We start from the raw sequence: 21,979 nt of genomic DNA on the forward strand, positions 1-21,979 counted from the left end.
GGAACCGCATCCAGCACCGGGAGCAGACATGTCCACTGACGTGGCGCGGAGCATCACCTCCAGCGTCGACGCGCGCGGCATCGCCGAGGTGGTGGTCGACCATCCGCCGGTCAACGCGCTGCCGGTGGCCGGCTGGCACCGGCTCGCGGAGTCGCTGCTCCAGCTCGGCCGCGACCCCCGGGTACGGGTGGTCGTGCTGCGGTCCGAGGGGCGCGGGTTCAACGCGGGCGTGGACCTCAAGGAGATCCAGGCGGACCACGGCTTCGCGGCGCTGATCGGCGCCAACCGGGGCTGCTTCGCCGCGTTCGCGGCGGTCTACGACTGCGCGGTGCCGGTGATCGCCGCCGTGCACGGCTTCTGCCTGGGCGGCGGCATCGGCCTGGTCGGCAACGCGGACATCGTGCTCGCCGCCGAGGACGCCGTCTTCGGCCTGCCCGAGGTGGACCGGGGCGCGCTGGGCGCGGCCACCCACCTGTCGCGGCTGGTGCCGCTGCACAAGGCCCGGGCGATGATGTACACCTCGGCCACGGCGACCGCCGCCGAACTGCACGCCTTCGGCTCGGTGCTGGAGGTCGTCCCCGGCGCGCGGCTGCGCGAGCGGGCCCTGGAGCTCGCGGCCGGGATCGCGGCCAAGGACCCGGCGGTGATCCGCGCCGCGAAGGAGGCGTTCGCGGGCATCGACCTGTGGGACGTCAAACGCAGCTACCGCTACGAGCAGGGCTACACCTTCGAGTTGAACCTCTCCGGGGTGGCCGACCGGGTGCGCGACAGCTTCGGCAAGGGCGGCCCGACGGCCGCGGGGGAGTGCTGAGATGGACCTCGGCTGGAGCGGGTCCGAGCAGTCCTTCCGGCGCGAGGCCAGGGCCTGGCTGCGGGCCAACGTCCCGGAGCGGCCGCTGCCATCCGGCGACACCCGCGCGGGCTTCGCGGCCCACCTGGAGTGGGAGCGGCGGCTGCACCGGGCGCGCTGGTCGGTGGTGTCCTGGCCGGAGGAGTTCGGCGGCCGGGGCGCCACCCTGTGGGAGTGGCTGATCTTCGAGGAGGAGTACTACCGGGCCGGGGCCCCGCAGCGGGTCACCCAGAACGGCATCTTCCTGCTGGCCCCCACCGTCTTCGAGTTCGGCACCCCCGAACAGCGGCAGCGGATCCTGCCCCGGATGGCCGCCGCCCAGGACCTGTGGTGCCAGGGCTGGTCCGAGCCGGGCGCGGGCAGCGACCTGGCCGCGATCAGCAGCCGCGCGGTACGTGACGCGGCGTCGGGCGGCTGGCGGCTCAGCGGCCAGAAGACCTGGACCACCCGCGGCGCGTTCTGCACCCACCTGTTCGGCCTGTTCCGGTCCGACCCCGAGGCCCGGCGGCACCACGGCCTGAGCTACTTCCTGGTGCCGCTCGACGCCCCCGGCGTCACCGTCCGCGGCTTCGCACGGCTCGACGGCGACGAGGGCTTCGCCGAGGTGTTCCTGGACGACGTGTTCGTCCCCGACCGGGACGTCCTCGGCGGGGTGAACCAGGGCTGGTCCGTGGCCATGGCCACCACCGGCTCCGAGCGGGGCCTGACCCTGCGCTCGCCCGGGCGCTTCCTCAGCGCCGCCGACCGGCTGCTGGACACCGCCCGGCAGGTGCGGGCCGCCCACCCGCGACGCGCCGCCGCGCACCGTGACCGGGCGCTGCGGGCCTGGATCGACGCACAGGCGTACCAGCTGTTCACCCTGGAGCAGGTCACCGCGATCACCGAGGGGCGGCCGGTCGGCGCCGAGTCGAGCCTGAACAAGCTGTTCTGGTCCGAGCTCGACATCCGGCTGCACGAGACCGCGCTCGACCTGATCGGCGATGAGGCGGAGACCGAGGGGCCCTGGACCAAGGGCTTCCTGTTCTCCCTGGCGGGTCCCATCTACGCGGGCACTAACGAGATCCAGCGGACCATCGTGGCCGAGCGGCTGCTCGGCCTGCCGAGGAAGTGAGGTGGCCGATGCGGTTCCGGATCGCCGAGGACGACGCGGCGCTGGCGCGGGCCGTCGCCGAGCTGCTGGCCAAGGAGGCGCCGCCGGAGGTGGTGCGCGCCGGATGGCCCGGCGGCCGCATCGAGCGGGTGGACGCGGTCTGGCGCCGACTCGCCGGGCTGGGGGTGACCGGCGTCCTGGTCCCGGAGGCCACGAGCGGCCCCGACCCCGACCCCGACCTCGGGCGCGGGCTCGGGCACGAGCTCGGCCTCGGCCTGGACGAGAACGCGCTCGTGCCGCTGCTGCGGGAGCTGGGCCGGTCCGCGCTGCCGGTGCCGGTGGTGGAGACCGTCGCGGTCGGCGCCCCGCTGCTGGCCGCCGTGGCGGCGCCGGACCTGGGCGCGGTGCTGACCGGCCGACTGCGGCTCACCGCGTCCCTGGCCACCGACGCCACCGACGCCGCCGACGCCGCCGCGCCGGTGCCGTTCGGCGCCCGCGCCGACCTGTTCGTGCTCCGCGCGGGCGCCACCCTGCGCCTGTACCGGCGCGCCGAGCTGCGGATCGAGCCGGTGGCCTCGGTGGACGGCTCGCGCGGCCTGGCCCGGATCACCGCCCCGGCGGCGGGTGGCCTGCCGCTCGCCGAGAGCCCCGCCGCCGTCGACCGGGCCTGGCAGCGTGGCGTCCTCGGCACCGCCGCCGTCCTGCTCGGGCTGAGCGAGCGGATGGTCGAGCTGACCGTCGGCCACGTCAAGGAGCGCCACCAGTTCGGCGCGCCGGTCGGCTCCTTCCAGGCCGTCAAGCACGCGCTGGCCGACGCCCACCTGGCGGTGCGCTTCGCCGGTCCGGCGGTACTCGCGGCGGGCGCGGCGCAGGCGGGCGGCGACCCGGCGGCGCCGGTGGCCACCTCGCTGGCGAAGGTCCTCGCCTCGGACGCGGCCCGGCTGGTCGCCAGGACCGCCATCCAGTGCCACGGCGCGATCGGCTACACCACCGAGTACGACCTGCACCTGTACGCCAAGCGGGCCTGGGCGCTCGCCGCCGCCTGGGGCGACCCGGCGGACCACCGCGACCGGCTCGCCCAGGCGTTGGCGCTGTGAACCGAACCCAGCCGAGGGGGAGAGCGTGACCGGAATCTGCCAGGACCGCGTCGTCGTGGTGACCGGGGCGGGCCAGGGGCTGGGGCGCGAGCACGCGCTCGCCCTGGCCGCCGCCGGGGCCCGGGTCGTGGTGAACGACCTCGGGGCGGCCGCGCGGGCGGTGGCCGAGGAGATCACCGGGTCCGGCGGCACCGCCGTCGCCGACACCGGCGACGTCAGCGACTGGTGCTACGCCGAGGCGCTGATCAGCCGGGCCGTGACCGAGTTCGGCAGCCTCGACGCGCTGGTCAACAACGCCGGGGTGAACCGCGACCGGATGCTGGTGTCCATGTCCGAGGAGGAGTGGGACCTGGTGCTGAAGGTCGACCTCAAGGGCCACTTCGCGCCGCTGCGGCACGCCGCCGGGTACTGGCGCGAGCAGCACAGGCAGGGCCGCCCGGTGGCCGCGCGGATCGTCAACACCAGCTCCGGCGCCGGGCTGATGGGCAGCGTCGGTCAGGGCAACTACGGCGCGGCGAAGGCGGGGATCGCCGCGCTGACGCAGATCGCGGCCGTGGAACTGGCCCGCTACGGCGTCACCGTGAACGCGATCGCGCCCTCCGCCCGCACCCCGATGACCGAGCGGGTCTTCGCGGAGACGATGCGGGCGCCGGAGTCCGGCTTCGACGCGATGCACCCCGGCAACGTCTCGCCGCTGGTGGTGTGGCTGGCCGGCGCCGGTTCCAGCGACGTGACCGGCCGGATGTTCGAGGTCGAGGGCGGGACGCTGAGCGTCGCCGACGGCTGGCAGCACGGCCCGCGCGCGGTGTCCGAGCGGCGCTGGGACCCGACGGAGATCGGCCCCGCCGTCCGCGAGCTGCTGCGCCGCGCCCCCGCCCCGGCCCCGGTCTACGGTGCCTGAAACGAACCGGTGCCTGAACGAACCGGTGCCTGAAACGAACCGGTGCCTGAACGAACGGCCGTGTGGGCCCGTCGGTCAGCCCCGCGCGGCAGCCGACCTGACGGCGAGCAGGCGGCCGGGGAGCTCGCCGCCGCCGTGCACGGCCAGGTCCGCGCCGTTGACGTACCGGGCCAGGTCACCGGCGAGGAACAGGCAGGCGTCGGCCACGTCGCCGGGCAGTGCCATCCGGCCCATCGGGATGATTCCGGCCAGCGCCGCGCCGCCGTCCGGGCCGTAGCCGGGAGCGGCGCTCTCGGTGCGGACCAGGCCGGTGGTGATGTGGTTGACCCGCACCCGGGGCGCCCACTCCAGTGCCAGCGCCCTGGTGAGCGCGAGCAGCCCGGCCTTCGCGGCGCTGTACGCGGCGGTACCGGGCTGCGGGTCGTGCGCGGAGACGCTGCCGATGTTGATGACGGATCCGCCGCGCTCCTGGGTCCGCATCACCCGGTTGGCGGCCTGGGCCACATAGAAGGGGGCGAGCAGGTTCAGCGCCACGATCCGCTCGACGAAGCGCGGTGAGACGGTGGCCGCGTCGGCGTCGGGGGAGCCACCGGCGTTGTTGACCAGCACGTCCAGACGGCCGAAGCGCTCCGCCGCGGCGTCCACCAGCGCGGCGGCGGCGGCCGGATCGCGGACGTCGGCGGCGTGGAAGACCGCGGTGCGGCCGTCGGCCGCGGGCAGCCGCTCGGGTTCGCCGCGGCCGCAGACGACGACGTCCGCCCCGGCGGCGAGGAAGGCCTCGGCGACGGCGCGACCGATGCCCTTGGTGCCGCCGGTGACCAGGGCGGTCCGACCGGTGAAGTCCACCGGGTTGCTGAGTGCCATGGGCTGCTCTCCCCGCGTTCGAACGGAAGGTGCCGACCACCCTAGCAAGCGCTTGGTTTGTCAACCAGGGGCCGCAACGGACCTGCTCCAGCGGGTGCATAGGATGGTGGGATCAGCTGCACGGGGGGAAACATGAGTATGCGTCAGCGCCGGGCCGTGGTTCCGCGCGGGATACCGGCCGCGGTGGTGCTCGCGCTGTCGCTGGCGGGCTGCGGAACCCAGGTGGCGGGCGCGCCGTCCGGCGCGGGCAGCGGCACCGCGTCCGCTGCCGCGTCGGCGTCGGCGTCGGCCTCCGCTGTGGCGCCCGGGGTCCCGGCCGCGTCGCTGGGGTTCACCCGCTACCCGGACTCGGTCGAGTGGCCCTCGGTGAGTGACTACGTCCCGCCCGGCGAGGGGCTGCAACGGTTGCTGACCGACGGCTCCTGCGTGCTCGGGATCGGGACCTTCCAGAACGGCTACCGCAGCGTCCCGGTGAACTGGGCGAGCGGCCCGGGATGCACCCGGCTGACGCTGTCCCCGACACCCGGCAGCGGTGACCCGGCCGCGGGCGGGGACGGTCCCCCGGCCGCCACCGGGGGCTGGAACGGCGGCGGCGTGTACGGGCAGGCGGTGGTCCGTTGGACCGACGGCTCGCTGATCGCGGTGAACGGCGAGGTGGACCGGGTCTACCCGAACGGGAGGGACCGGCGACTGGCGGACCTGGGGCTGCCGGTACCCGCCAACCCGAACAGCGAGTCCGAGGACCAGGGCGAGGTCAGCACCGCGATCCGGGTCGGGAACCGGCTGCTGATCGGCGGCGGGGAGATGCTCAGCGAGGTGTACCACCCGCTGCTGTGGACCTCGGACGACGTCGGCGCCACCGTCCACCGGGTCCCGCTGCCGATGCCGTCGGGCCGGGCCGCCGACACCGGCGTCGGCGCGCTGGCCGCCGACGGCGCCACGGTGGTGGCCGTGGCGGCGGGCGCCTCCAACGCCTACAGCAACGTGCCCCAGGGGCAGTTGGCGACCTGGTCGTCCACCGACGCGGGTGCGCACTGGACCGTGCACACGGTCGACGGACTCCCCGCCGGGTCGACCATCACCGGCGTGGTCCGGCTGGCGGACGGCTGGCTCGCCTACGGCAGCATCGTCCACTACGGCGACCCGGACCGGCCGCTCGTGCTCACCAGCACCGACGGCAGCTCCTGGAAGCGGAGCGACGGCCCGGCCATGGGGCCGGGCGATCTGGTCGCGGCCACCGTCGACGCGGCCGGTCGAGCGGTCCTGGTCGGCCACCAGACGATCCCGGCAACGCGGGCCGACACCAGCCCCAGCTACTGCGGCGCCGTCTGGGTGGGCGACGGCAGCGCCGCCGACTGGCGCCGGGGCGCGCTCGGCTGCGGCGCGGAACCGCCCGCCGCCGTCACCACGCTGTCCGACGGCCGGGTGCTGATCGCGGGCAACCGCGACCTGTGGCTGGGTCGGCCGAAGCGCTGAGGGCGCGGCCGCCCGGGGCGACCCGCGGCCCCCGCGGCTACCGCTCGGCCGCCGGAGCCGACGGGACCAGGCGCGGCGTGCCGTCGTCGGTGGCCGCCGGGTGCCGCCCGCGCCGCCACAGCGAGACCGGCGGCCTCGGCTCCGCGCCGGGCCTGGGGTTCGGCCCCGGCCCGGTGTCCGCGCCCGGGACCGCGACCGAGGTGAGCAGTTCCCCCGCGCGCCCGCGGATGTCGATGCGCGCGGGCAGCGTGCGGTCCCGCACGCTGCTGCCGCTGTTCCCGACCGGATGCGGTTGGCCGAGCGTCCCGGTGACGGCCGCGACGAGCGCCGCCGGCACGGCGTCCCCGGTGATCGGCCCGGTGTCGTCCAGCAGCCAGTGCAGGACCAGGGTCCAACCGGCGCTGTGGGTCCGGCTGCGGGGCTGGGTGGGCTCCGCGCGCAGACCGAGCCCGGCCAGGGCCTCGATCAGCGACTCCACGTCCTGACCGTCGAGGTGCTGGAAGTTCTCTTCGATGAGCAGCTGAGCCATGAAAGTCTTCCCAGGTCCCTTGACGACGAGTGAGTGATCTCGCTGATGATGACGGTCGTTCCGGGCCTCCCGGTTGCCGCCGTCGACTGTTTTGACGCGTCCTTGATCCGTCGGGTCAGCCGGCCGCCTGCTCGAAGGCGCGACCGGCGTCGGTGGCCACCGGGCCGTTGGTGAACAGGCCGGTGCCCGGCTGGCCGGTGGTGCCGGGCAGCGCGAACCAGGCGTAGCGCTGGAGGTAGGGGAGCGCGGTGAGCATCCGGGTGGAGGCGGTGACGAACGCGGCCTGCTGCGGCCCGGTCGGGTAGCCGACCCCGCCGGAGAAGTTGATCAGGGCGTACTCGGTCAGCCAGATCGGCAGGTGGTAGCGGTCGTACACGGCCTGGACGTAGGACTGCAACTGGTCGACCGCCTGTGTGGTGTCGAAGTCGCCGCCGTACCAGTGCAGGGCGATGAAGTCGACCCGGTAGCCGCGGGCCTTCGCCCCGCTCATGAACTGGTCCAGCCAACCGCCCGGAGTGGCGGCCCCGGTGGCCACCGCCGGGCTGCCCAGGATGTCCCCGGTGGCCATCAACCGCGGCCACAGGGACAGTGCCTGGCTCACCGACAGGTTGGACTGGGAGGTCATGTCGGGCTCGTTGAAGCCCAGCAGGTAGGGGCCCTCGGCGCGGGCCTGGGCCAGCGCGGCGGCGGTCACCGAGCCCGCGCCCCAGATCATCGGGACGAAGCCGACCCGCGCCGGGGTGTCGATGCCCGGGTGCTGGGTGGACCAGGTGAAGTACCAGTCGGCGCCGGACTCGGTCAGGGCGCTGTCCACCCCGGGGAAGCTCCAGGCGCCGACGCCCTTCTTGGCCCCGGTGGTCGGCGCGGCGGCGGCCGACGGGTTCGGCGGCGCGGCGGGAGCGGTGCGCGCCGGGGCGGTGCGGGCCGGGGCCGAGCGGTGCGCGGCCCCGGTCGGCGCGGACGGTGTCCGCGACGGCGCGGTACGGGTGGGCAGCGCCGCCGGGGTCGCGGCCAGCGGGGCGGTGGCCGCGGTGGCGCGCCCCGGCGCGGACGGGTGCCCGGCCAGGCCGACGGCCAGCAGCACACCCGCCGTCGCGGCGGCGACCCCGGTCACCGCGACCGACACCGGCAGCGCCCGCCCGCGCCGGGCCGCCCGCCCGGCCCGGAGCGCGGCGCGCCCCGGCGCGGCGGCGGGAGCCGGCGCCGTGACGCCCAGCCGCGCGTGCAGCGCCGAGGGCACCGGCAGCAGCGGCAGCCCGCCCAGCAGCCGCCCCAGCGGCAGCAGCGCGCCCCGGTCCGGCTCGCACTGCCCGCACTCGCGGACATGCCGGGCCAGCCGCTTGCGCCACAGCGCACCGGGCACGCCGTCCCACTCCAGCGCGACCGCGTCCAACTCCGCGCAGCGCGGCCGGGCCTCCAACGCCCGGACCACCGTGCGCGCCGTCTCCAACTGCTCCTTCATCCGCTGGATCCGGACGGCGGCATGCCGCCCGGTCAGCCCCAGCGCCTCGGCCAGCTCCGCGCGCGGCAACTCCCCGGACTCCTCCAGCCACCACAGCGCCAGCAGCTCGCGGTAGTCGGCGTCCAGCCAGCGGGTCGCCTCGGCGACCTCGCGGCGCTGGTCGGTCAGACCCAGCCGGAGCACGGTCAGCGCGACGAAGTCGGAGGCCGGATCGGGGATCTCCGCGGCGGTGTCCAGGGTGGACTGCCGCCACTGGGAGTCCCGGCGCTCCCGCTCCCGGTCCCGCGCCTGGCGCACGGCTATCGCCACCAGCCAGGACCGGTACGACTCCGGCTGCCGCAGCTCGGGCAGGCCGCGGACGACGCGCAGCATCGTCTCCTGGACGACGTCGTCCGTGTCGGGGTGGCCGTTCAGTGCGCGGCCGACGATGTTGTAGACCAGCGGGAGCGACTGCGCCACCACAGCGTCCATGGCCTGGGTGTCGCCGTCGCGGGCGGCCAGTACCGTCACCGGATTCGCCCCGGTGCGCCGTCCGCCGGCCGCCGTGCCCCAACCGCTCGTCCGCATCTCGCCCTGTTCCCTTTCGTCGACCACCGGGGCGCGCTCAACGCCCCGCTGCTCAGGAGACGGTGCGGCGGCGGCCGGATCACGGAAATTTCCCGACCCGCCCGGTTTTCTGTTGTCCGCTCACGCCCGCCCAGTCTCCTGGATGACGGACGCCAGGTGCGCGCCCGGGTGCGAGAGCTTCATGGAGGTACGGATGGGACGCAGAAGGATCCGGTCGCGGCGGGTGCGGCGGCGCGCGGCCGTGGCGGCGGCGGTGCTGCTGACCGCAGCCCTGGCGGCGGCACTGACCGTGGTGGGGCACTCGGCCACCAGCCGGGCACCGCTGTCGGCGGCTCCGGCGGCGACAGCGGCGGCCGGTGCCGGAGCCGCCGCGAGCCCGGACGCGGGGGCCACGCCGTCCGCCCGGGTCGGCGCCTCGCGAACCGCGACCCGACCCCCGGCCTCCGCCCACCCGGCCGCGTCCACCGGTACCGCCTCGCCCCGGAAGGGCTCAACCAGCGGCGGCTCGACGGGCAGTGGCTCGACGGGCAGTGGCTCGACGACCACCGCGGCGGGCGGCGCCGCCCCGGCCGCGACCGCCGGGCACCGGCTGGTCACCTTCGTCAACGCCGTCCAGCAGACGATCTGGGTGGCCGCCGGGCAGCAGACCGCCCAACCCGCGCTGACGACCACCGGCTGGGTGCTGAACCCCGGCCAGAGCGTGACCATCAGCGTCCCCGACCACTGGAACGGCCGCTTCTGGGGCCGCACCGGCTGCTCCTTCGACGCCACCGGCCACGGCCACTGCCGGACCGGGGACTGCGGCGGCCTGTTCCAGTGCACCGGCTACGGCTCGATCCCGGCGACCCTGGCCGAGTTCAACCTCAACTCCTTCGACGATCTGGACTTCTACGATGTGAGCTTGGTGGACGGATCCAACCTGCCGATGTGGATCAACACCGTCGGCGGCACGGCCAAGGATCCGATCAGTGCGAACGGCTGCGAGGCGGCGGGCTGCACCACGCCGGTCGCTTGTCCGGCCGCGCTGCAGATCCACGCCGGGGGCGCGGTGGTCGGCTGCGAGTCGCCCTGCGGGGTGTTCGGCACCGACCAGTACTGCTGCCGGGGCCAGTGGGCTCCGCGCGCCGACTGCGATCCGACGAAGTGGCCGGTCGACTACGCGGCGGTCTTCAAGCGCGCCGAGCCCTTCGCCTACTCCTACTGCGACGACGACGCCACCAGCACCTTCACCAGCACCGGCGAAGCCGGATACCGGATCACCTGGGGCCTGACGCCGTAGCCGGGGCAGGAGCGGTACGACCCGGCCGCCGACCGTGAGCGGGGTCGTGGATCCGGGCGCCATCGCGATTCATTTGTACATTTGTTCTTAACGGTTGTACGTTCGTGGCATGTCGCACCTGGAACTGTCGTCGGCGGGCTCTCCCGGGAGCGCGCCGACCAGGGAGTCGGCCGGTGGGGGGCGGCGGGTCCGGCGCCACGATCCGGAGCGCGGGGCACACATCCTGGATGCCACCTTGGACGTCATCGCGGAGCACGGGGTGGCCGGTACCACGCACCGGCACATCGCCGCCCGGGCGGGAGTGCCGCTGGGCTCGATCACCTACCGTTTCGCCAGCCTGGCCGATCTTCAGGCGCTGGCGTTCGCCCGGCACGTCGAGCAGCAGTCCGCTGTGTTCGGGGACCTGTTCGCTGGTGTGGAGACCCGGGAGCAGCTCCTGGAGGTCCTGGTCGATCTCGTCCACGGGGGCCCGTCCAGGCATCGCAGTGCGGTGCTGGGCTTCGAACTGCACCTGGCCGCCCTCCGTGACCCCGGGCTGCGGGCGCTGACGCAGGCGTGGACGCGGGACAGCCGTACCGTGCTGGCCCGCTTCACCGACCGGGACAGCGCTGCCCGCCTGGACGCCCTGCTCGAAGGCATGATCATGCACGCCCTGCTGATGACCGTCCCGGAGTCGCGCGAGACGACGCGGGACGCGATCGCCCGCACGCTCGGACCGCCCGCCGGGCCGGGTTCATGACCGGTGTGCCTGCCGCCGCCGGGACACCGCCGACGGTGCGCGGGGCGACGGCCGGGGCGCGGGCGACCTGCGCGGTCTTCGCCGGTCCCAGGTGCGCATCGCCGTCCCGTGCGAACGAGAACCTGGAGACTCCGTGAACCACCACGCGCCCATGGTCGCTGTCACCGAGGCCGAGCTGGAGGATCTGCGGTACCGCCTGCTGCACACCCGCTGGCCCACCCCCTGGCCGCTGGACGGACGGGAGGCGGGCACCGACGCCGGTGAACTGCGACGGCTCGTCAACTACTGGGCCACCGAATACGACTGGCGCGTCCACGAGACCGCGATCAACGCGCTGCCCTCGCACCTCGCGGACATCGACGGCACACCCGTCCACTACCTGCGCTTCGAGGGCGAACACCCGGACGCACTGCCGATCGTGCTGACCAACGGATGGCCCAGCTCCTTCCTCGAACTGACCGCCTTCGCCCGACGGCTCGCCGCCCCCTCGCGACACGGAGGCCGGGCCGCGGACGCGTTCACCGTCATCGTCCCCTCCCTGCCCGGGTTCGGCCTCTCGCCGCAGCGGCCCTCGCTCTCCGAGCCGCCGCAGACCCACGAGATCTGGCACCGGCTCATGCACGACGCTCTCGGCTTCGCCCGCTACGCCGCGCACGGAGGAGACCTGGGTGCCGGCGTCACCTCCCGACTCGCGGAGGCGCACCCTGACGCCCTGGTGGGCATCCACCTGACAGCGGTCGCCGGCCCCGTCGCCCCCGACGCCGCCACGGTCACCCCGCAGGAGCAGGAGTACCTCGACTCCGTCGCGGCGTGGTCCGCCCAGGAGGGCGGGTACCTGCACCAGCAGAGCACCCGTCCGGCGACCCTGAGCTACGGGTTGGCGGACTCAGCAACCGGGCTGCTGGCCTGGATCCTGGAGAAGTACCGGGCGTGGAGCGACTGCGGGGGAGACCTCTCGTCCCGCTTCAGTGACGACTTCCTGCTGACGCAGGCATCGCTCTACTGGTTCACCCGGACCATCTCGACCTCCTTCCGGCCCTACTACGAATACGCCCAGGGGCTGACCAGGCGGGTGGAACGGGTCGACGTGCCCACCGCCCTGGCCCTGTTCCCCGCCGACCTCACCCACCCGCCCCGCAGCTGGGCCGAACGCACCTACAACATCACCCGGTACACCCGCATGCCCCGCGGCGGACACTTCCCCGCCCACGAGGAGCCCGAACTCCTCGCCCACGACATCACCGAGTTCTTCCGCGCCCACCGGTGAACACCGGAGCCCGCGAACAACCGGTTCTGTACAGTTCCTTCCGCCCGGTCTCAACCGTCCTCGGTGATGAAGTCGGTCAGCGCGGCAGCGACGGCACCGGGTTGTTCGTCGGGGATGAAGTGTCCTGCGTCCGGCACGACGATCCCGGTGGCGTGGTCGGCCCACGGCCTGATGGAGGCTGCCATGTCGGGGATGGAGCCGTGGCTGCTGGAGATCCCGAGGACCGGGACCGTCAGGCGCTCCTGTGCCAGCGCTTCGTGGTTCCTCTGTGCCGACTCGGCGGCCTTCCGGTAGTAGGCCAGGGACGCACGGAGACCACCGGCGGCGGCCACGGACGCGGCGTACTGCTCGATTTCGGCGTCGTCGAAGGCACCGGGGGAGAGGGCCTTGACCCTCAGGAACCAGCCGACGTACTCCCGTTCGCGACCAGCGAGCAGTGTCTCGGGCAGGTCCGGCACGAGGTGGAAGGCGAAGTGCCAGGTCTTCCAGGCCCGCTCGGGATCGATCGGGATGGCGTCAGGGAGGGTGATGCCCGGGATACCGGCGTCGAGCAGTGCCAGGCCACGCAACTGGCTCTGGTACTTCAAGGCGAGGGAGAAGGCGACCCACGCGCCGATGTCGTGGGCGGCCAGCCAGTATGTCGGGACGCCGAGGGCCTTGACCGCGGCGTGGACGTGCGCGGCGGCCGTGTGCGTGTCGTAGCTGATGTCCGGACGTTCGGAGTGGCCCTGGCCCGGCAGGTCGATCGCGATGACGTGGAACCGGTCGGCCAGGTTCGGCATCACCTTGCGCCACGCCCACCAGGTCTGCGGGAACCCGGCGAGCAGCACGATGGCTGGGCCGTCCGGCTGACCGCCTTCAACCGCGTGAAGCCGGACGCCGTCCGCGTCGACCCAACGGTGGGTGAAACCGGGCAGGTCGGCTAGCGGCAGGTCGCGGACCGGGTTGCCGGAGTCGTGGCGGGTGCCTGCGGGGTCATTCATGGTTCTCCTCCACTGGTGTGAGGTGTGCCGATTGACGCGGCGCGTCGGCCGCGGGCCAGGCCCGCGAGCGGGTATCCGGCCATGATCATGCCTTCACCCTAGCCCATCTTGAACTGGTTAGTTCAAGATGGGATGATGGTCCCCATGCGGACGGCAGGGCAGGAGGGAGGTACCGGCATGGCAGGCAAGAAGCAGTTCGACGTCGCCACGGCGCTCGATGCCGCGATGATCCAGTTCTGGCGGGCAGGCTACGCGGACACGTCGGTGGACGACCTGTCCCGGGCGACCGGGCTCAACCGCAGCTCCATCTACTCCTCCCTCGGCGACAAGGACACGCTCTTCATGCGCTGCCTGGAGCGCTACACCACGCGCTACGGAGGCAAGTACGACGCCGCGCTGTCCTGCGCCGCCGACCGGCCCCTGGCCGCCGCGCGGGCGTTCTTCGACATCACCCTGGAACGCATCGCGGACCCCGCTCTGCCCGACGGATGCCTGGTGGCCCAAACAGTCATGGCGACCCCGGTGCTGAGCGCGAGCATCGCGGCGCGGGCACGGGAGGCGATCGGCGTCCAGCACACCCGGCTACGCGCCGCGCTGAAGGCCGGCCGGCTGCACGACGAGGCGGCCGAGTCCTTCGCGACCCACCTCGCGGCCGTGAACCAGTCCCTCGCCGTCATGAGCAGAGCCGGAACGAGCACGGAGCAACTGCGCGCGATCGTCGACGTGACCCTCGACGCGCTCGCGCGGACCCTCGGCGCGAACGACTGAGAAAGCTACGGGCGGTGCAGTACGTGCAGGCCGGGGAGGTTGACCACCACGGCCTCCTGGGTGCTGCGGGCGATCACCACCACCGCCTCCTGGTCCGGGGCGGGGTTCTCCTCGCGGTGCGGCACGAACGGGGGCACGAAGACGTAGTCGCCCGGCGCGGTGCGCAGCCGGACCTCGCGCGTGGTGCCGTCGGCGGCCTCCTCCAGGAACACGAACTCGGGGTGGCCGCTGACGACGTAGATCGCGGTCTCCGAGTCGCCGTGGTGGTGGTCGGCCGAGGAGGTCGCCGCGGCGACGTGGGTCTCGCCCATCCACATCCGCTCCGAGCCGACCCGGGCGCCGCTGATCGCGGCGAAGCGGCGCATCCCGCCGGTCTGCGCGGTGTCGCCGTCCAGGTCGCCGGACCGGACGTGGTGCACCCGGCCGCGGGCGTCCGGGCTCGGCCCGGCGGAGGCGTCGGTCAGGTCCGGATGGAAGCCGTCGTGCTGGTTCGGGGGCTGCGCGGCCATCTGGGGAGTCCCGGTGTTCGATCGGATACGGATGCGGCGTGCGGATGCGGCGTGCGGGTGGAGACGGCGGTGAGGTGGCTGCGGCCGACCGTAGAAGCCCTGGGGAAAGGATGTCAAGGGGTGTCTTTTCCCGCCCCACCCCCACCATCGCCGTTTCCCGGGTTACATTTTCTGTCATGCATATATCGGCGAAGGCCGACTACGCCGTGCGCGCCCTGGTGGAGCTCGCCCGCGACACGGCACGGCCGCTCACGTGCGAGAGCATCGCCTCGTCCCAGGAGATCCCCTTCCGCTTCCTCAAGTCCGTCGTCGGCGACCTGCGCCGGGCCGGGCTGGTCCGCAGCCAGCGCGGCTGTGAGGGCGGCTACTGGCTGGGGCGTCCGGCCGGGGACATCAGCCTGCTGGAGGTGGCGCTCGCGGTCGACGGCGAACTGATGACCCTGCGCGGCGAGGTGCTGACCGGCCTCGCCTACCCCGGTCCGGCGGCCGGACTGCCCGATGTCTGGCGCGAGATCGAGGCCAACGCCCGCCAGGTGCTGGCCGACACCACCATCGCCTCGCTGCTCCTGCGGCCGGTACGGGAACCGGTCGCGGTGTGACCGGCGGACCGGAGACCCACGCGTACGAGGTCGTCGAGTACACGGACCCGCTGTGCCCGTGGGCCTGGGGCTCGGAGCCCGCCTTCCGGCGGTTGCGGGCACAGGCCGAGGGGCTGATCCGGTGGCGGCGGGTGTTCGCGATCCTGTTCGACTCGGATGACGATCCCGCCCCCGATCCCGACGCCGAGACCGCCTGGTACGCGGACTACATCCGCCAGGTGGCGGGGCACACCGGTGCGCCGCGTGCCGCTCGGCTGGAACGGGTGGCGCGGACCAGTTGGCCGGCCTCGCTGGTGGCGCGCGCGGCCGAGGCGCAGGGGCCGCTGGTGGCCGAGCGGGTGCTGCGCAGGTTGCGTGAGTCGGTGTTCGTGCTCGGCGTGCCCGCCGACACCGAACAGCGGGCGCTGGACAGCGTGCGCGGTGTTCCCGGTCTGGACCGGGAGCGGTTGCGGGCGGACGCCGCCTCGGACGCCGTCGTCGCCTCGGTGCGGGCCGACCACGCCGAGGCGCGCGCACCGCTGCCACAGGTACTGGACCTCCAGGGGCCCGGACCGCACCCCGGCGGGGCCCGGGAGCTGGACGACGGGGAGTTCCGCTACGCCCTGCCCACAATCGTTATCCGCGGTCCCGGCGGGTGCCGGGTGGTGCCCGGGCTGCGTGACCCGCGGGCGTACACCGAGGCGCTGCGGGAGGTCCTGCCGACAGCCGCGACCCGCCGCCGCAGGCTCTCCGCGGCGGAGGCGCTGGACTGCTACCGAAGCCTGACAGCAAGGGAGTTGCTGCTGCTGACCGGCGCGCAGGAGCCGCCGTCCGGCGCGGTGCGGGTGGACACGGCGGGCGGTCCGCTGTGGTTGCATCCGGCGGAGGCGGCGACGCGTCGCACGGCGGGATCGGTGGCCGGGAGCGCCGTCGGAGAATGAGACACCTTTTGGTGTCCATTGACAGGTGCGCTCCCGCGCCCCCAGGATGAGCACATGCTTACGACGCACCCCGCCGTGGTGCGCCACTATGTGGACCTGCGGCGCACCTCCAGCGCACTCTGTCGCTGACCTGCCGAGAGCCAGGTCGGCCGGCCGCTCGTTGACCGCCTCATGAGCGACTGAGCCGCGGTTCCGCGTCCGCTGCCTCCACACCAACCGGTTCCGGTGCCAACGGTTCCGAGCCCACCGGCCGCGCCTCCGGAACGCCGCCCGGTCGGACAGTGCGTGTTCCCGCGCCGTCCGCTCCCGGTGCTGCCGCCTGTCCGTCCGGCCCCGCTCCGTGCCCTCGGGCCCACGCTCACGAATCCCGCCCCCACGCTGTCGGTCCGCCCGGCCGCGGTGCCCCGCGCTGCCCGCACGCCCCGCACGACGGGGGCGGTCCGACGCGCTCTCAACGAAGGTGACGCCTCGTCATGACCTCTGCACTGAAGTCCTCCGGCACATCCGTCCTCGCCAGACGGTCCTTCCTCGGTCTCGGCGTCGGCGCGGGCGCCGCGGTCGCGCTCACGGCCTGCGGCAGTGGCTCCGGTTCGGGTTCCACCGGCGCCGGTTCCACCTCGGGCACGCTGAAGTGGGGTTGGGCCCTGCCGACCTCCTGGGACCCGATCTACTCCTCGGCCGGGTGGGACGTCCATGAGCTGTCGCTGGTCTACGCGGCCCTGACCAAGCTCGACGCCCACGGCAACGCCGTTCCCGCGCTGGCCAGTTCCTGGGCCTACGACCCGACCGGGACGCAGCTCACCTTCACCCTGCGCCCGGGCCTGACCTTCAGCGACGGCAGCGCGCTGGACGCGGCGGCGGTCAAGAAGAGCCTGGACCGAAGCCGGACCGACGCCAAGTCACTGGTCGCGGCGCAGCTGGCGCACGTCGCGGAGGTCGTCGCGGCCAGTACGATCAGCGTCGTCGTCAAGCTCACCCAGGCCGACTACCAGATACCCAACCTGCTGGCCGGGAAGACCGGGATGATCGTCAGTCCCCAGGCGTTCGGCGCGAACCCGGCCGGCCTCGCCACCCAGCCGGTCGGCGCGGGGCCCTTCACGCTCACCTCCTACGTGCAGAACGAGAAGGCGGTGCTGAAGCGCAACCCCGCCTACTGGGACGCGGCCAACATCAAGCTGGAGAGCTTCGAGGTCTACCCGCTGCCCGACTCCAGCACGGTCGTGGCGGCGCTTCAGTCCGGGCAGTACAACGTCGCGGAGATACCCGGCAGCGAGGTCGCCGCCGCCAAGGCGGCCGGTCTCGACGTGCAGGTGATCTCCTCGATGGTGGTCGCCGTGCTCGACGTCAACACCAGCAAGGCGCCGTTCACCAACCCGGACGTGGCGCTGGCGTTGCAGTACGCGATCGACCGTCAGGCACTGCTCAAGACGCAGCAGTTCGGCTACGGCGAGGTCAGCAACCAGCCGTTCCCGCCCGGCTACGTCGGCCATGACCCGTCCTCGGACGGCCTGTACCCGTACGACCCGGCCAAGGCCAAGTCGCTTCTCGCACAGGCGGGTTATCCGAGCGGCGGGGTCGACCTGGAGATCACCACCACGGCCGCGGCCGGGCTGCCCGAGCAGTTGCAGGCGCAGTTGCAGGCGGTCGGGTTCAACGCGAAGATCCAGGTGATCCCGCTGGCCCAGGCCACCGAGATCGTCTACGTGAACCACTCCGAGTCGCTGTTCACCGACCAGTTCGCCGGACGCGACTCCGCCGCCCAGGCATTCCAGGTCCTGTTCGGCACGCAGGGCCTGATGAACCCGGGCCGGGTCGCGCCCCCGGGACTGGCCGCCGCGCTGGCCAAGGTCTCGGCGACGCCGCTGGACTCGCCCGAGTACCCGGCCGTGCTGCGGGCCGCGACCGCGCTGGCGGTGCGGACCATGCCGAACGTCTTCCTCTACACCGTGCCGCGGATCCTGGCCCGGCAGCGCGGCGTCTCGGCGCTGCCCGCCGACGCCGTGGTGCAGCGCTTCGAAGGGGTGACCGTCGCGTGAGCGCCGTGACAGCGGACGGTCCGGGCCGGACGGGCGGTGACCACAGGACGGGGACGGGCGCCGTTCGGCTGCGGGCGCTGTCCGCCCGCGCCGGGCGGGCGCCGCTGCCGGTGGCCAGGGCGCTCGCGAGCACGGTGACGGTGTTCCTGCTGTCCTCGATGCTGACCTTCGGCCTCGGCGCGATGTCCGGGGACAACCCGGGCGCGGCGGTGCTCGGCATCACCGCCACCCCGGCCGACATCGCCCGGATGAACCACCAGTTCGGCCTGGACCGGCCGCTGCCGGTACAGTACGTCAGCTGGCTCGGCCACGCCCTGCGGGGTGACCTGGGACGTTCCTGGTTCACCTCGGCGTCGGTCTCGCAGAGCGTCTTCCAGGCGCTGCCGGTGGACCTGTCGGTGGCCGGTCTGGCGCTGCTGATCGCGGTGGTGCTGGGCGGCGCCGCCGGGATCGCCGCCGCGCTCAGCAACGGCGGCTGGGTCGACCGGCTGGTCACGGCCGTCTGCGCGGTGCTCGGCACCCTGCCCGCCTTCGTCGCCGCGATCGCGCTGATCGTGATCGTCTCGGTGCAGCTGGGCGCGCTGCCCTCGGGCGGTTATCTGCCGTTCACCCAGGACCCGGGCCAGTGGCTGCGGTTCGCCCTGCTGCCCGCCTTCGCGCTGAGCCTGGACGCCGCCGCCGGGATCGCCCGGCAGCTGCGCACCTCGCTGGTCGGCGCGCTGCGGGAGAACTACGTCACCGGCGCGGCGATGCGCGGCCTCTCCGCCCGCCGGGTGCTCTTCGGCCACGTGCTGCGGAACGCCGCCGGGCCCGCGCTCACCGTCCTCGGCATGAGCGTGCCGATGGTGATCGGCGGCGCGGTCGTCACCGAGCGGATCTTCAACCTTCCGGGCATCGCCCAACTCGCTCTGCAGGCCGCGCAGGAGCAGGACGTGCCGGTGATCCAGGGCACGCTGCTGGTCACCGTCGGGGTGGTGCTGATCTCGAACCTGGCGGTCAACGCCGGGCTTTCGGCGCTCAATCCGGCCGCCCGCCGTCGGCGGACCGGGCCCGGCGCGAGCGTCGACGGGAGGGCCGCCGGATGAGGACCCTGCGCCGTACCTGGCAGTTCCGCATCGCCCGGCTGGCCCTCGCGGTCCTGGCCCTGGTCGCGCTGCTGGCGGTCTTCGGCGGGCAGCTCGCCCCGCACGACCCGCTCGCCCAGGACCCGAACCACATCCTGGCCGGACCCAGCGGCAACCACCTGCTCGGCACCGACTACCTCGGCCGGGACGTGCTGTCGCGGCTGCTGGCCGGGACCGGCCTGTCGGTGGCCGGGGCGCTGGAGGCCACCGGAGTCGCCCTGGTCATCGGCATCATCCCGGGGCTGGCCTCGCTCTGGCTCGGCCGGGTCTTCGAGTGGGCCGCGCTGCGGGCCGTGGACGCGCTGATGACGCTGCCGTTCACCCTCTTCGCGATCGCCGCCATCGGCATCCTCGGCAACGGACTGCACCAGGCCATGATCGCGCTCGGGGTGCTGCTGTCGCCGCTGTTCTTCCGGGTCACCCGCGCCGCCGCCCTGGGGTTGCGGCAGTCCCCGTACGTGGAGGCCGCCGAACTCATGGGGGCCTCCCGCAGCTGGGTGCTGCGGGTGCACATCTGGAGCAAGGTGCTGCCGACCGTGGCCGTCACCGCCGCCCAGGCCCTGGCCACCAGCCTGCTCACGGTCGCCTCACTGACCTTCCTCGGACTCGGCGTCCAGCCGCCCGCTCCGACCTGGGGCGGCATGCTGGCCACCGACCTCGGCTACCTCTCCCAGCAGCCGTGGGCACCGGTCCTGCCCGGGGTCCTGGTCATGATCACCGCCGGTGCGCTGCACCTGCTCGCCGACGCCCTGCGGGACAGCGGCGCCGCGGACGTGCTCCGCCCCGGCGGCGCGGACCCCGCACCCGCCGGGGACCCGACCACCGTCCCCACCGTCCGGGAGGAGAAGGCCGATGCCGACCTCGCAGCCTGAAGGGCCGGATCCGGCGGCCGTGGCACCGGTCCTCGCCGTCGAGGGCCTGCACATCACCGTGGGCGGCGGCCGGGTCGAGGCCGTCCGCGACGTCTCCTTCAGCGTCCGCGCCGGGGAGTCCGTCGGCCTGGTCGGCGAGTCCGGCAGCGGCAAGACGCTGACCTGCCGCTCCGTCCTCGGGGCACTGCCGCCCGGCTGCGCCGTCTCGGCCGGGCGGGCGACACTGTCCGGAACCGAGCTGACCGGCCTGGACCGGCGCGGTTGGGAGCGGCTGCGCGGGGTGAGCCTCGGCGCGGTCTTCCAGGACCCGGCGTCCTACCTGAACCCCTCCCTGACCGTCGGCCGCCAGCTCGCCGAACCGCTGCGGGTGCGCCAGGGACTCTCCCGCCCGGACGCCCACCGGCGGGCCGTGGAGCTGTTCGCGGCGGTCGGTCTGCACCAGCCCGAACAGGTCTACCACCGCTATCCCTACGAGCTGTCCGGCGGGATGCTCCAGCGGGTGCTGATCGCCACCGCGATCGCCGGAGACCCCGACCTGCTGGTCGCCGACGAGGCCACCACCGCGCTCGACACCGTGGTCCAGGCCGAGGTGCTGGACCTGCTGGGACGGCTGCGGTCCGAGCGCGGCCTGGCACTGCTGCTGGTCAGCCACGACCTGGCGGTGGTCGCCGAGGTCTGCGACCGGATCGTGGTGCTGTACGCCGGGGAGGTGGTCGAGGACGGCCCGACCGAGCAGGTCCTGGCCGCGCCCGCGCACCCCTACACCGAGGCGCTGCTGCGGGTGGCCTCGATCGGCGACTGGTCGCGCCGCGAGCTCGCGGTGATCCCCGGCCGACCGCCCGAGGCCGGACGCGCGCCGAGCGGCTGCCGCTTCGCGGACCGCTGCGCCCACACCACGACCGCCTGCACCGAGGGCCCGGTGGAGCTGCGCCCCAGCGGGCTCGACCGGCGCAGCCGCTGCCTGCGCACCGCGGAACTGACCCTGTCCGGAACCACCCCGCGGGAGGTGACCGCATGAGTGCCGAACAGAACGAGGGCAGCACCCTGCTGCGGATCGAGGAACTGTCGGTGACCTTCGGCCGGCGCGGCGGACGTCCCGGCCGGCAGGTTCTGGACGGAGTGTCGCTGCACGCCCGGGCAGGCGAGATCCTCGGCGTCATCGGCGAGACCGGCTCCGGCAAGACCACACTGGCCCGGGCCGTGGTCGGCCTGGCCCCGGTCAGCGGCGGTCGGATCACCGTGGACGGGGCCGAGGTCACCGGGCTGCGCGGTCGGGCGCTGCGGGAGTTCCGCCGCACCGGGCGGGTCCAGTACCTGTTCCAGGACCCGCTGCGCTCGCTCGACCCGGACCTGACGGTCGGCGCGCTGGTCGCCGAACCGCTCGCGGCGACCGGCACCGGCAGCCGCGAGCAGCGCGCCGACCGCGCCGCCGAGGCGCTGCGCCGGGTCGGCCTGGACGCCGGGATCGCCGACCGGCTGCCGGGACAGCTCTCCGGTGGGCAGCGGCAGCGGGTGGCGCTGGCCCGGACCGTGGTCACCCGCCCTCGGCTGCTGCTCGCGGACGAACCGGTGAGCGCCCTGGACGCGTCCAACCGCAACCATGTGCTGCGGCTGTTCGACCGGCTGCGCGACGAGCTGGACGTGGCCGTCGTCGTCATCTCGCACGACCTCAGCTCGCTGGCCGGGATCGCCGACCGGATCGCGGTGCTCTACCGCGGGCGGCTGGTCGAACAGGGCCCCACCGCCGAGGTGCTGACCCGCCCGCTGCACCCCTACACCGCACTGCTGACCGCCTCCGCGCCCAGCGTCCGGCGTGAACACAGCATCCGCGCGGGGCAGTTGCGCCCGCGTGCGGACCTTCCGGGCTGGGCGCTGCTGGAGGACCAGCGGGGCTGCGGCTTCGCCGCCCGCTGCCCGTTCACCTCCGACGCCTGCCAGGTCGCGCCACCGGCCGCGGGCAGCGCGGGCGGGCGTGAGGCCGCCTGCCACCACGCCTCCACCTGGCGCGAGCAGCTGGCCGCGCCCGCGCTCGCCGACTGACCCGCAC

Annotated in this window: 21 protein-coding genes; 16 read left to right on the plus strand and 5 right to left on the minus strand. The window is 74.0% G+C overall.

From position 1 onward, the window contains the following. The first annotated feature begins 28 nt into the window (after positions 1 to 28). From GXP74_RS18280 to GXP74_RS18295, 4 genes are read left to right on the plus strand one after another with little or no spacing between them, the layout of a single operon-like run. Positions 29 to 811 (plus strand): enoyl-CoA hydratase family protein, encoded by a 783-nt coding sequence (locus GXP74_RS18280; protein WP_182452508.1) that lies wholly within the window; start codon positions 29 to 31, stop codon positions 809 to 811. Position 812: 1 nt separating this feature from the next. Beyond that, the gene (locus GXP74_RS18285) at positions 813 to 1,961 is read left to right on the plus strand and encodes an acyl-CoA dehydrogenase family protein (RefSeq protein ID WP_182452509.1); all 1,149 of its coding nucleotides are present in this window, start codon (positions 813 to 815) and stop codon (positions 1,959 to 1,961) included. Positions 1,962 to 1,969: 8 nt separating this feature from the next. Continuing rightward, positions 1,970 to 3,037, plus strand: coding sequence for an acyl-CoA dehydrogenase family protein (locus tag GXP74_RS18290; protein ID WP_182452510.1), 1,068 nt, complete (start codon positions 1,970 to 1,972; stop codon positions 3,035 to 3,037). A gap of 25 nt (positions 3,038 to 3,062) precedes the next feature. After that, the gene (locus GXP74_RS18295) at positions 3,063 to 3,938 is read left to right on the plus strand and encodes an SDR family oxidoreductase (protein ID WP_182452511.1); all 876 of its coding nucleotides are present in this window, start codon (positions 3,063 to 3,065) and stop codon (positions 3,936 to 3,938) included. Between the two features lie 75 nt (positions 3,939 to 4,013). Here the strand turns inward: GXP74_RS18295 and GXP74_RS18300 are convergent, their stop codons facing one another. After that, a complete protein-coding gene (locus GXP74_RS18300) occupies positions 4,014 to 4,802 on the minus strand; it encodes an SDR family oxidoreductase (protein WP_182452512.1) in 789 nt (262 codons plus the stop codon). A gap of 132 nt (positions 4,803 to 4,934) precedes the next feature. Between GXP74_RS18300 and GXP74_RS18305 the strand changes: the two genes are divergently transcribed. Further along, positions 4,935 to 6,278 (plus strand): hypothetical protein, encoded by a 1,344-nt coding sequence (locus tag GXP74_RS18305; protein ID WP_182452513.1) that lies wholly within the window; start codon positions 4,935 to 4,937, stop codon positions 6,276 to 6,278. A gap of 37 nt (positions 6,279 to 6,315) precedes the next feature. Here GXP74_RS18305 and GXP74_RS18310 read toward each other — a convergent pair whose 3' ends face one another. After that, a complete protein-coding gene (locus GXP74_RS18310) occupies positions 6,316 to 6,807 on the minus strand; it encodes a hypothetical protein (RefSeq protein WP_182452514.1) in 492 nt (163 codons plus the stop codon). A gap of 115 nt (positions 6,808 to 6,922) precedes the next feature. Next, positions 6,923 to 8,836 carry a sigma-70 family RNA polymerase sigma factor gene (locus GXP74_RS18315; protein WP_182452515.1) on the minus strand — a complete coding sequence of 638 codons (1,914 nt, stop codon included), beginning with the start codon at positions 8,834 to 8,836 and terminating at the stop codon, positions 6,923 to 6,925. Between the two features lie 193 nt (positions 8,837 to 9,029). Here GXP74_RS18315 and GXP74_RS18320 point away from each other — a divergent pair, with 193 nt between their 5' ends. From GXP74_RS18320 to GXP74_RS18330, 3 genes are all read left to right on the plus strand, one after another. Then, complete coding sequence (locus GXP74_RS18320) at positions 9,030 to 10,115, plus strand: thaumatin family protein (protein ID WP_182452516.1); 1,086 nt, start codon at positions 9,030 to 9,032, stop codon at positions 10,113 to 10,115. A 109-nt stretch (positions 10,116 to 10,224) separates the two neighbouring features. Continuing rightward, positions 10,225 to 10,854 carry a TetR/AcrR family transcriptional regulator gene (locus GXP74_RS18325; RefSeq protein WP_182452517.1) on the plus strand — a complete coding sequence of 210 codons (630 nt, stop codon included), beginning with the start codon at positions 10,225 to 10,227 and terminating at the stop codon, positions 10,852 to 10,854. 151 nt (positions 10,855 to 11,005) lie between these two features. Further along, positions 11,006 to 12,121 carry an epoxide hydrolase family protein gene (locus GXP74_RS18330; RefSeq protein ID WP_182452518.1) on the plus strand — a complete coding sequence of 372 codons (1,116 nt, stop codon included), beginning with the start codon at positions 11,006 to 11,008 and terminating at the stop codon, positions 12,119 to 12,121. Between the two features lie 50 nt (positions 12,122 to 12,171). Here the strand turns inward: GXP74_RS18330 and GXP74_RS18335 are convergent, their stop codons facing one another. Next, positions 12,172 to 13,104, minus strand: coding sequence for an alpha/beta fold hydrolase (locus GXP74_RS18335; RefSeq protein ID WP_182452519.1), 933 nt, complete (start codon positions 13,102 to 13,104; stop codon positions 12,172 to 12,174). Between the two features lie 177 nt (positions 13,105 to 13,281). On the opposite strand from GXP74_RS18335, the gene GXP74_RS18340 reads away from it, so the two are divergent. Then, positions 13,282 to 13,872, plus strand: coding sequence for a TetR/AcrR family transcriptional regulator (locus tag GXP74_RS18340; RefSeq protein WP_182452520.1), 591 nt, complete (start codon positions 13,282 to 13,284; stop codon positions 13,870 to 13,872). Positions 13,873 to 13,877: 5 nt separating this feature from the next. Here the strand turns inward: GXP74_RS18340 and GXP74_RS18345 are convergent, their stop codons facing one another. Continuing rightward, positions 13,878 to 14,381, minus strand: coding sequence for a cupin domain-containing protein (locus tag GXP74_RS18345; RefSeq protein WP_182452521.1), 504 nt, complete (start codon positions 14,379 to 14,381; stop codon positions 13,878 to 13,880). Positions 14,382 to 14,557: 176 nt separating this feature from the next. Between GXP74_RS18345 and GXP74_RS18350 the strand changes: the two genes are divergently transcribed. From GXP74_RS18350 to GXP74_RS18380, 7 genes are all read left to right on the plus strand, one after another. Beyond that, positions 14,558 to 14,980, plus strand: a complete 423-nt coding sequence (locus tag GXP74_RS18350) for an Rrf2 family transcriptional regulator (protein ID WP_182452522.1) — start codon at positions 14,558 to 14,560, stop codon at positions 14,978 to 14,980. Continuing rightward, positions 14,977 to 15,900, plus strand: a complete 924-nt coding sequence (locus GXP74_RS18355; RefSeq protein WP_182452523.1) for a DsbA family protein — start codon at positions 14,977 to 14,979, stop codon at positions 15,898 to 15,900. Before GXP74_RS18350 ends, GXP74_RS18355 begins: the two co-directional genes overlap by 4 nt. A gap of 473 nt (positions 15,901 to 16,373) precedes the next feature. Beyond that, positions 16,374 to 17,936 (plus strand): ABC transporter substrate-binding protein, encoded by a 1,563-nt coding sequence (locus tag GXP74_RS18360; protein ID WP_182452524.1) that lies wholly within the window; start codon positions 16,374 to 16,376, stop codon positions 17,934 to 17,936. Further along, complete coding sequence (locus tag GXP74_RS18365; RefSeq protein WP_225448030.1) at positions 17,933 to 19,021, plus strand: ABC transporter permease; 1,089 nt, start codon at positions 17,933 to 17,935, stop codon at positions 19,019 to 19,021. The genes GXP74_RS18360 and GXP74_RS18365 overlap by 4 nt, the downstream gene beginning before the upstream one ends. Next, positions 19,018 to 19,932: an ABC transporter permease gene (locus tag GXP74_RS18370; protein WP_182452525.1), complete on the plus strand. Its 915-nt coding sequence runs from the start codon at positions 19,018 to 19,020 to the stop codon at positions 19,930 to 19,932. Before GXP74_RS18365 ends, GXP74_RS18370 begins: the two co-directional genes overlap by 4 nt. Continuing rightward, on the plus strand, positions 19,913 to 20,950 hold the full coding sequence (locus GXP74_RS18375) for an ABC transporter ATP-binding protein (RefSeq protein ID WP_182452526.1): 1,038 nt from the start codon (positions 19,913 to 19,915) through the stop codon (positions 20,948 to 20,950). The genes GXP74_RS18370 and GXP74_RS18375 overlap by 20 nt, the downstream gene beginning before the upstream one ends. Then, entirely contained in the window at positions 20,947 to 21,972 is a 1,026-nt protein-coding gene (locus GXP74_RS18380; RefSeq protein ID WP_182452527.1) for an ABC transporter ATP-binding protein, read from the plus strand. The genes GXP74_RS18375 and GXP74_RS18380 overlap by 4 nt, the downstream gene beginning before the upstream one ends. Positions 21,973 to 21,979 lie beyond the last annotated feature (7 nt).

Origin of the sequence: Streptacidiphilus sp. P02-A3a (assembly GCF_014084105.1) — a bacterium.
Taxonomy (GTDB): Bacteria; Actinomycetota; Actinomycetes; order Streptomycetales; family Streptomycetaceae; genus Streptacidiphilus.

What these genes read in the sequence shown, in the direction of transcription:
- GXP74_RS18320 (WP_182452516.1), top strand. Translation starts at nt 9,030, where the DNA reads ATGGGACGCAGAAGGATCCGGTCGCGGCGGGTGCGGCGGCGCGCGGCC.
- GXP74_RS18380 (WP_182452527.1), top strand. Translation starts at nt 20,947, where the DNA reads ATGAGTGCCGAACAGAACGAGGGCAGCACCCTGCTGCGGATCGAGGAA.
- GXP74_RS18370 (WP_182452525.1), top strand. Translation starts at nt 19,018, where the DNA reads ATGAGGACCCTGCGCCGTACCTGGCAGTTCCGCATCGCCCGGCTGGCC.
- GXP74_RS18335 (WP_182452519.1), bottom strand. Translation starts at nt 13,104, where the DNA reads ATGAATGACCCCGCAGGCACCCGCCACGACTCCGGCAACCCGGTCCGC.
- GXP74_RS18375 (WP_182452526.1), top strand. Translation starts at nt 19,913, where the DNA reads ATGCCGACCTCGCAGCCTGAAGGGCCGGATCCGGCGGCCGTGGCACCG.
- GXP74_RS18300 (WP_182452512.1), bottom strand. Translation starts at nt 4,802, where the DNA reads ATGGCACTCAGCAACCCGGTGGACTTCACCGGTCGGACCGCCCTGGTC.
- GXP74_RS18305 (WP_182452513.1), top strand. Translation starts at nt 4,935, where the DNA reads ATGAGTATGCGTCAGCGCCGGGCCGTGGTTCCGCGCGGGATACCGGCC.
- GXP74_RS18280 (WP_182452508.1), top strand. Translation starts at nt 29, where the DNA reads ATGTCCACTGACGTGGCGCGGAGCATCACCTCCAGCGTCGACGCGCGC.
- GXP74_RS18340 (WP_182452520.1), top strand. Translation starts at nt 13,282, where the DNA reads ATGGCAGGCAAGAAGCAGTTCGACGTCGCCACGGCGCTCGATGCCGCG.
- GXP74_RS18310 (WP_182452514.1), bottom strand. Translation starts at nt 6,807, where the DNA reads ATGGCTCAGCTGCTCATCGAAGAGAACTTCCAGCACCTCGACGGTCAG.
- GXP74_RS18360 (WP_182452524.1), top strand. Translation starts at nt 16,374, where the DNA reads ATGACCTCTGCACTGAAGTCCTCCGGCACATCCGTCCTCGCCAGACGG.
- GXP74_RS18290 (WP_182452510.1), top strand. Translation starts at nt 1,970, where the DNA reads ATGCGGTTCCGGATCGCCGAGGACGACGCGGCGCTGGCGCGGGCCGTC.
- GXP74_RS18350 (WP_182452522.1), top strand. Translation starts at nt 14,558, where the DNA reads ATGCATATATCGGCGAAGGCCGACTACGCCGTGCGCGCCCTGGTGGAG.
- GXP74_RS18330 (WP_182452518.1), top strand. Translation starts at nt 11,006, where the DNA reads ATGGTCGCTGTCACCGAGGCCGAGCTGGAGGATCTGCGGTACCGCCTG.
- GXP74_RS18285 (WP_182452509.1), top strand. Translation starts at nt 813, where the DNA reads ATGGACCTCGGCTGGAGCGGGTCCGAGCAGTCCTTCCGGCGCGAGGCC.
- GXP74_RS18325 (WP_182452517.1), top strand. Translation starts at nt 10,225, where the DNA reads ATGTCGCACCTGGAACTGTCGTCGGCGGGCTCTCCCGGGAGCGCGCCG.
- GXP74_RS18345 (WP_182452521.1), bottom strand. Translation starts at nt 14,381, where the DNA reads ATGGCCGCGCAGCCCCCGAACCAGCACGACGGCTTCCATCCGGACCTG.
- GXP74_RS18315 (WP_182452515.1), bottom strand. Translation starts at nt 8,836, where the DNA reads ATGCGGACGAGCGGTTGGGGCACGGCGGCCGGCGGACGGCGCACCGGG.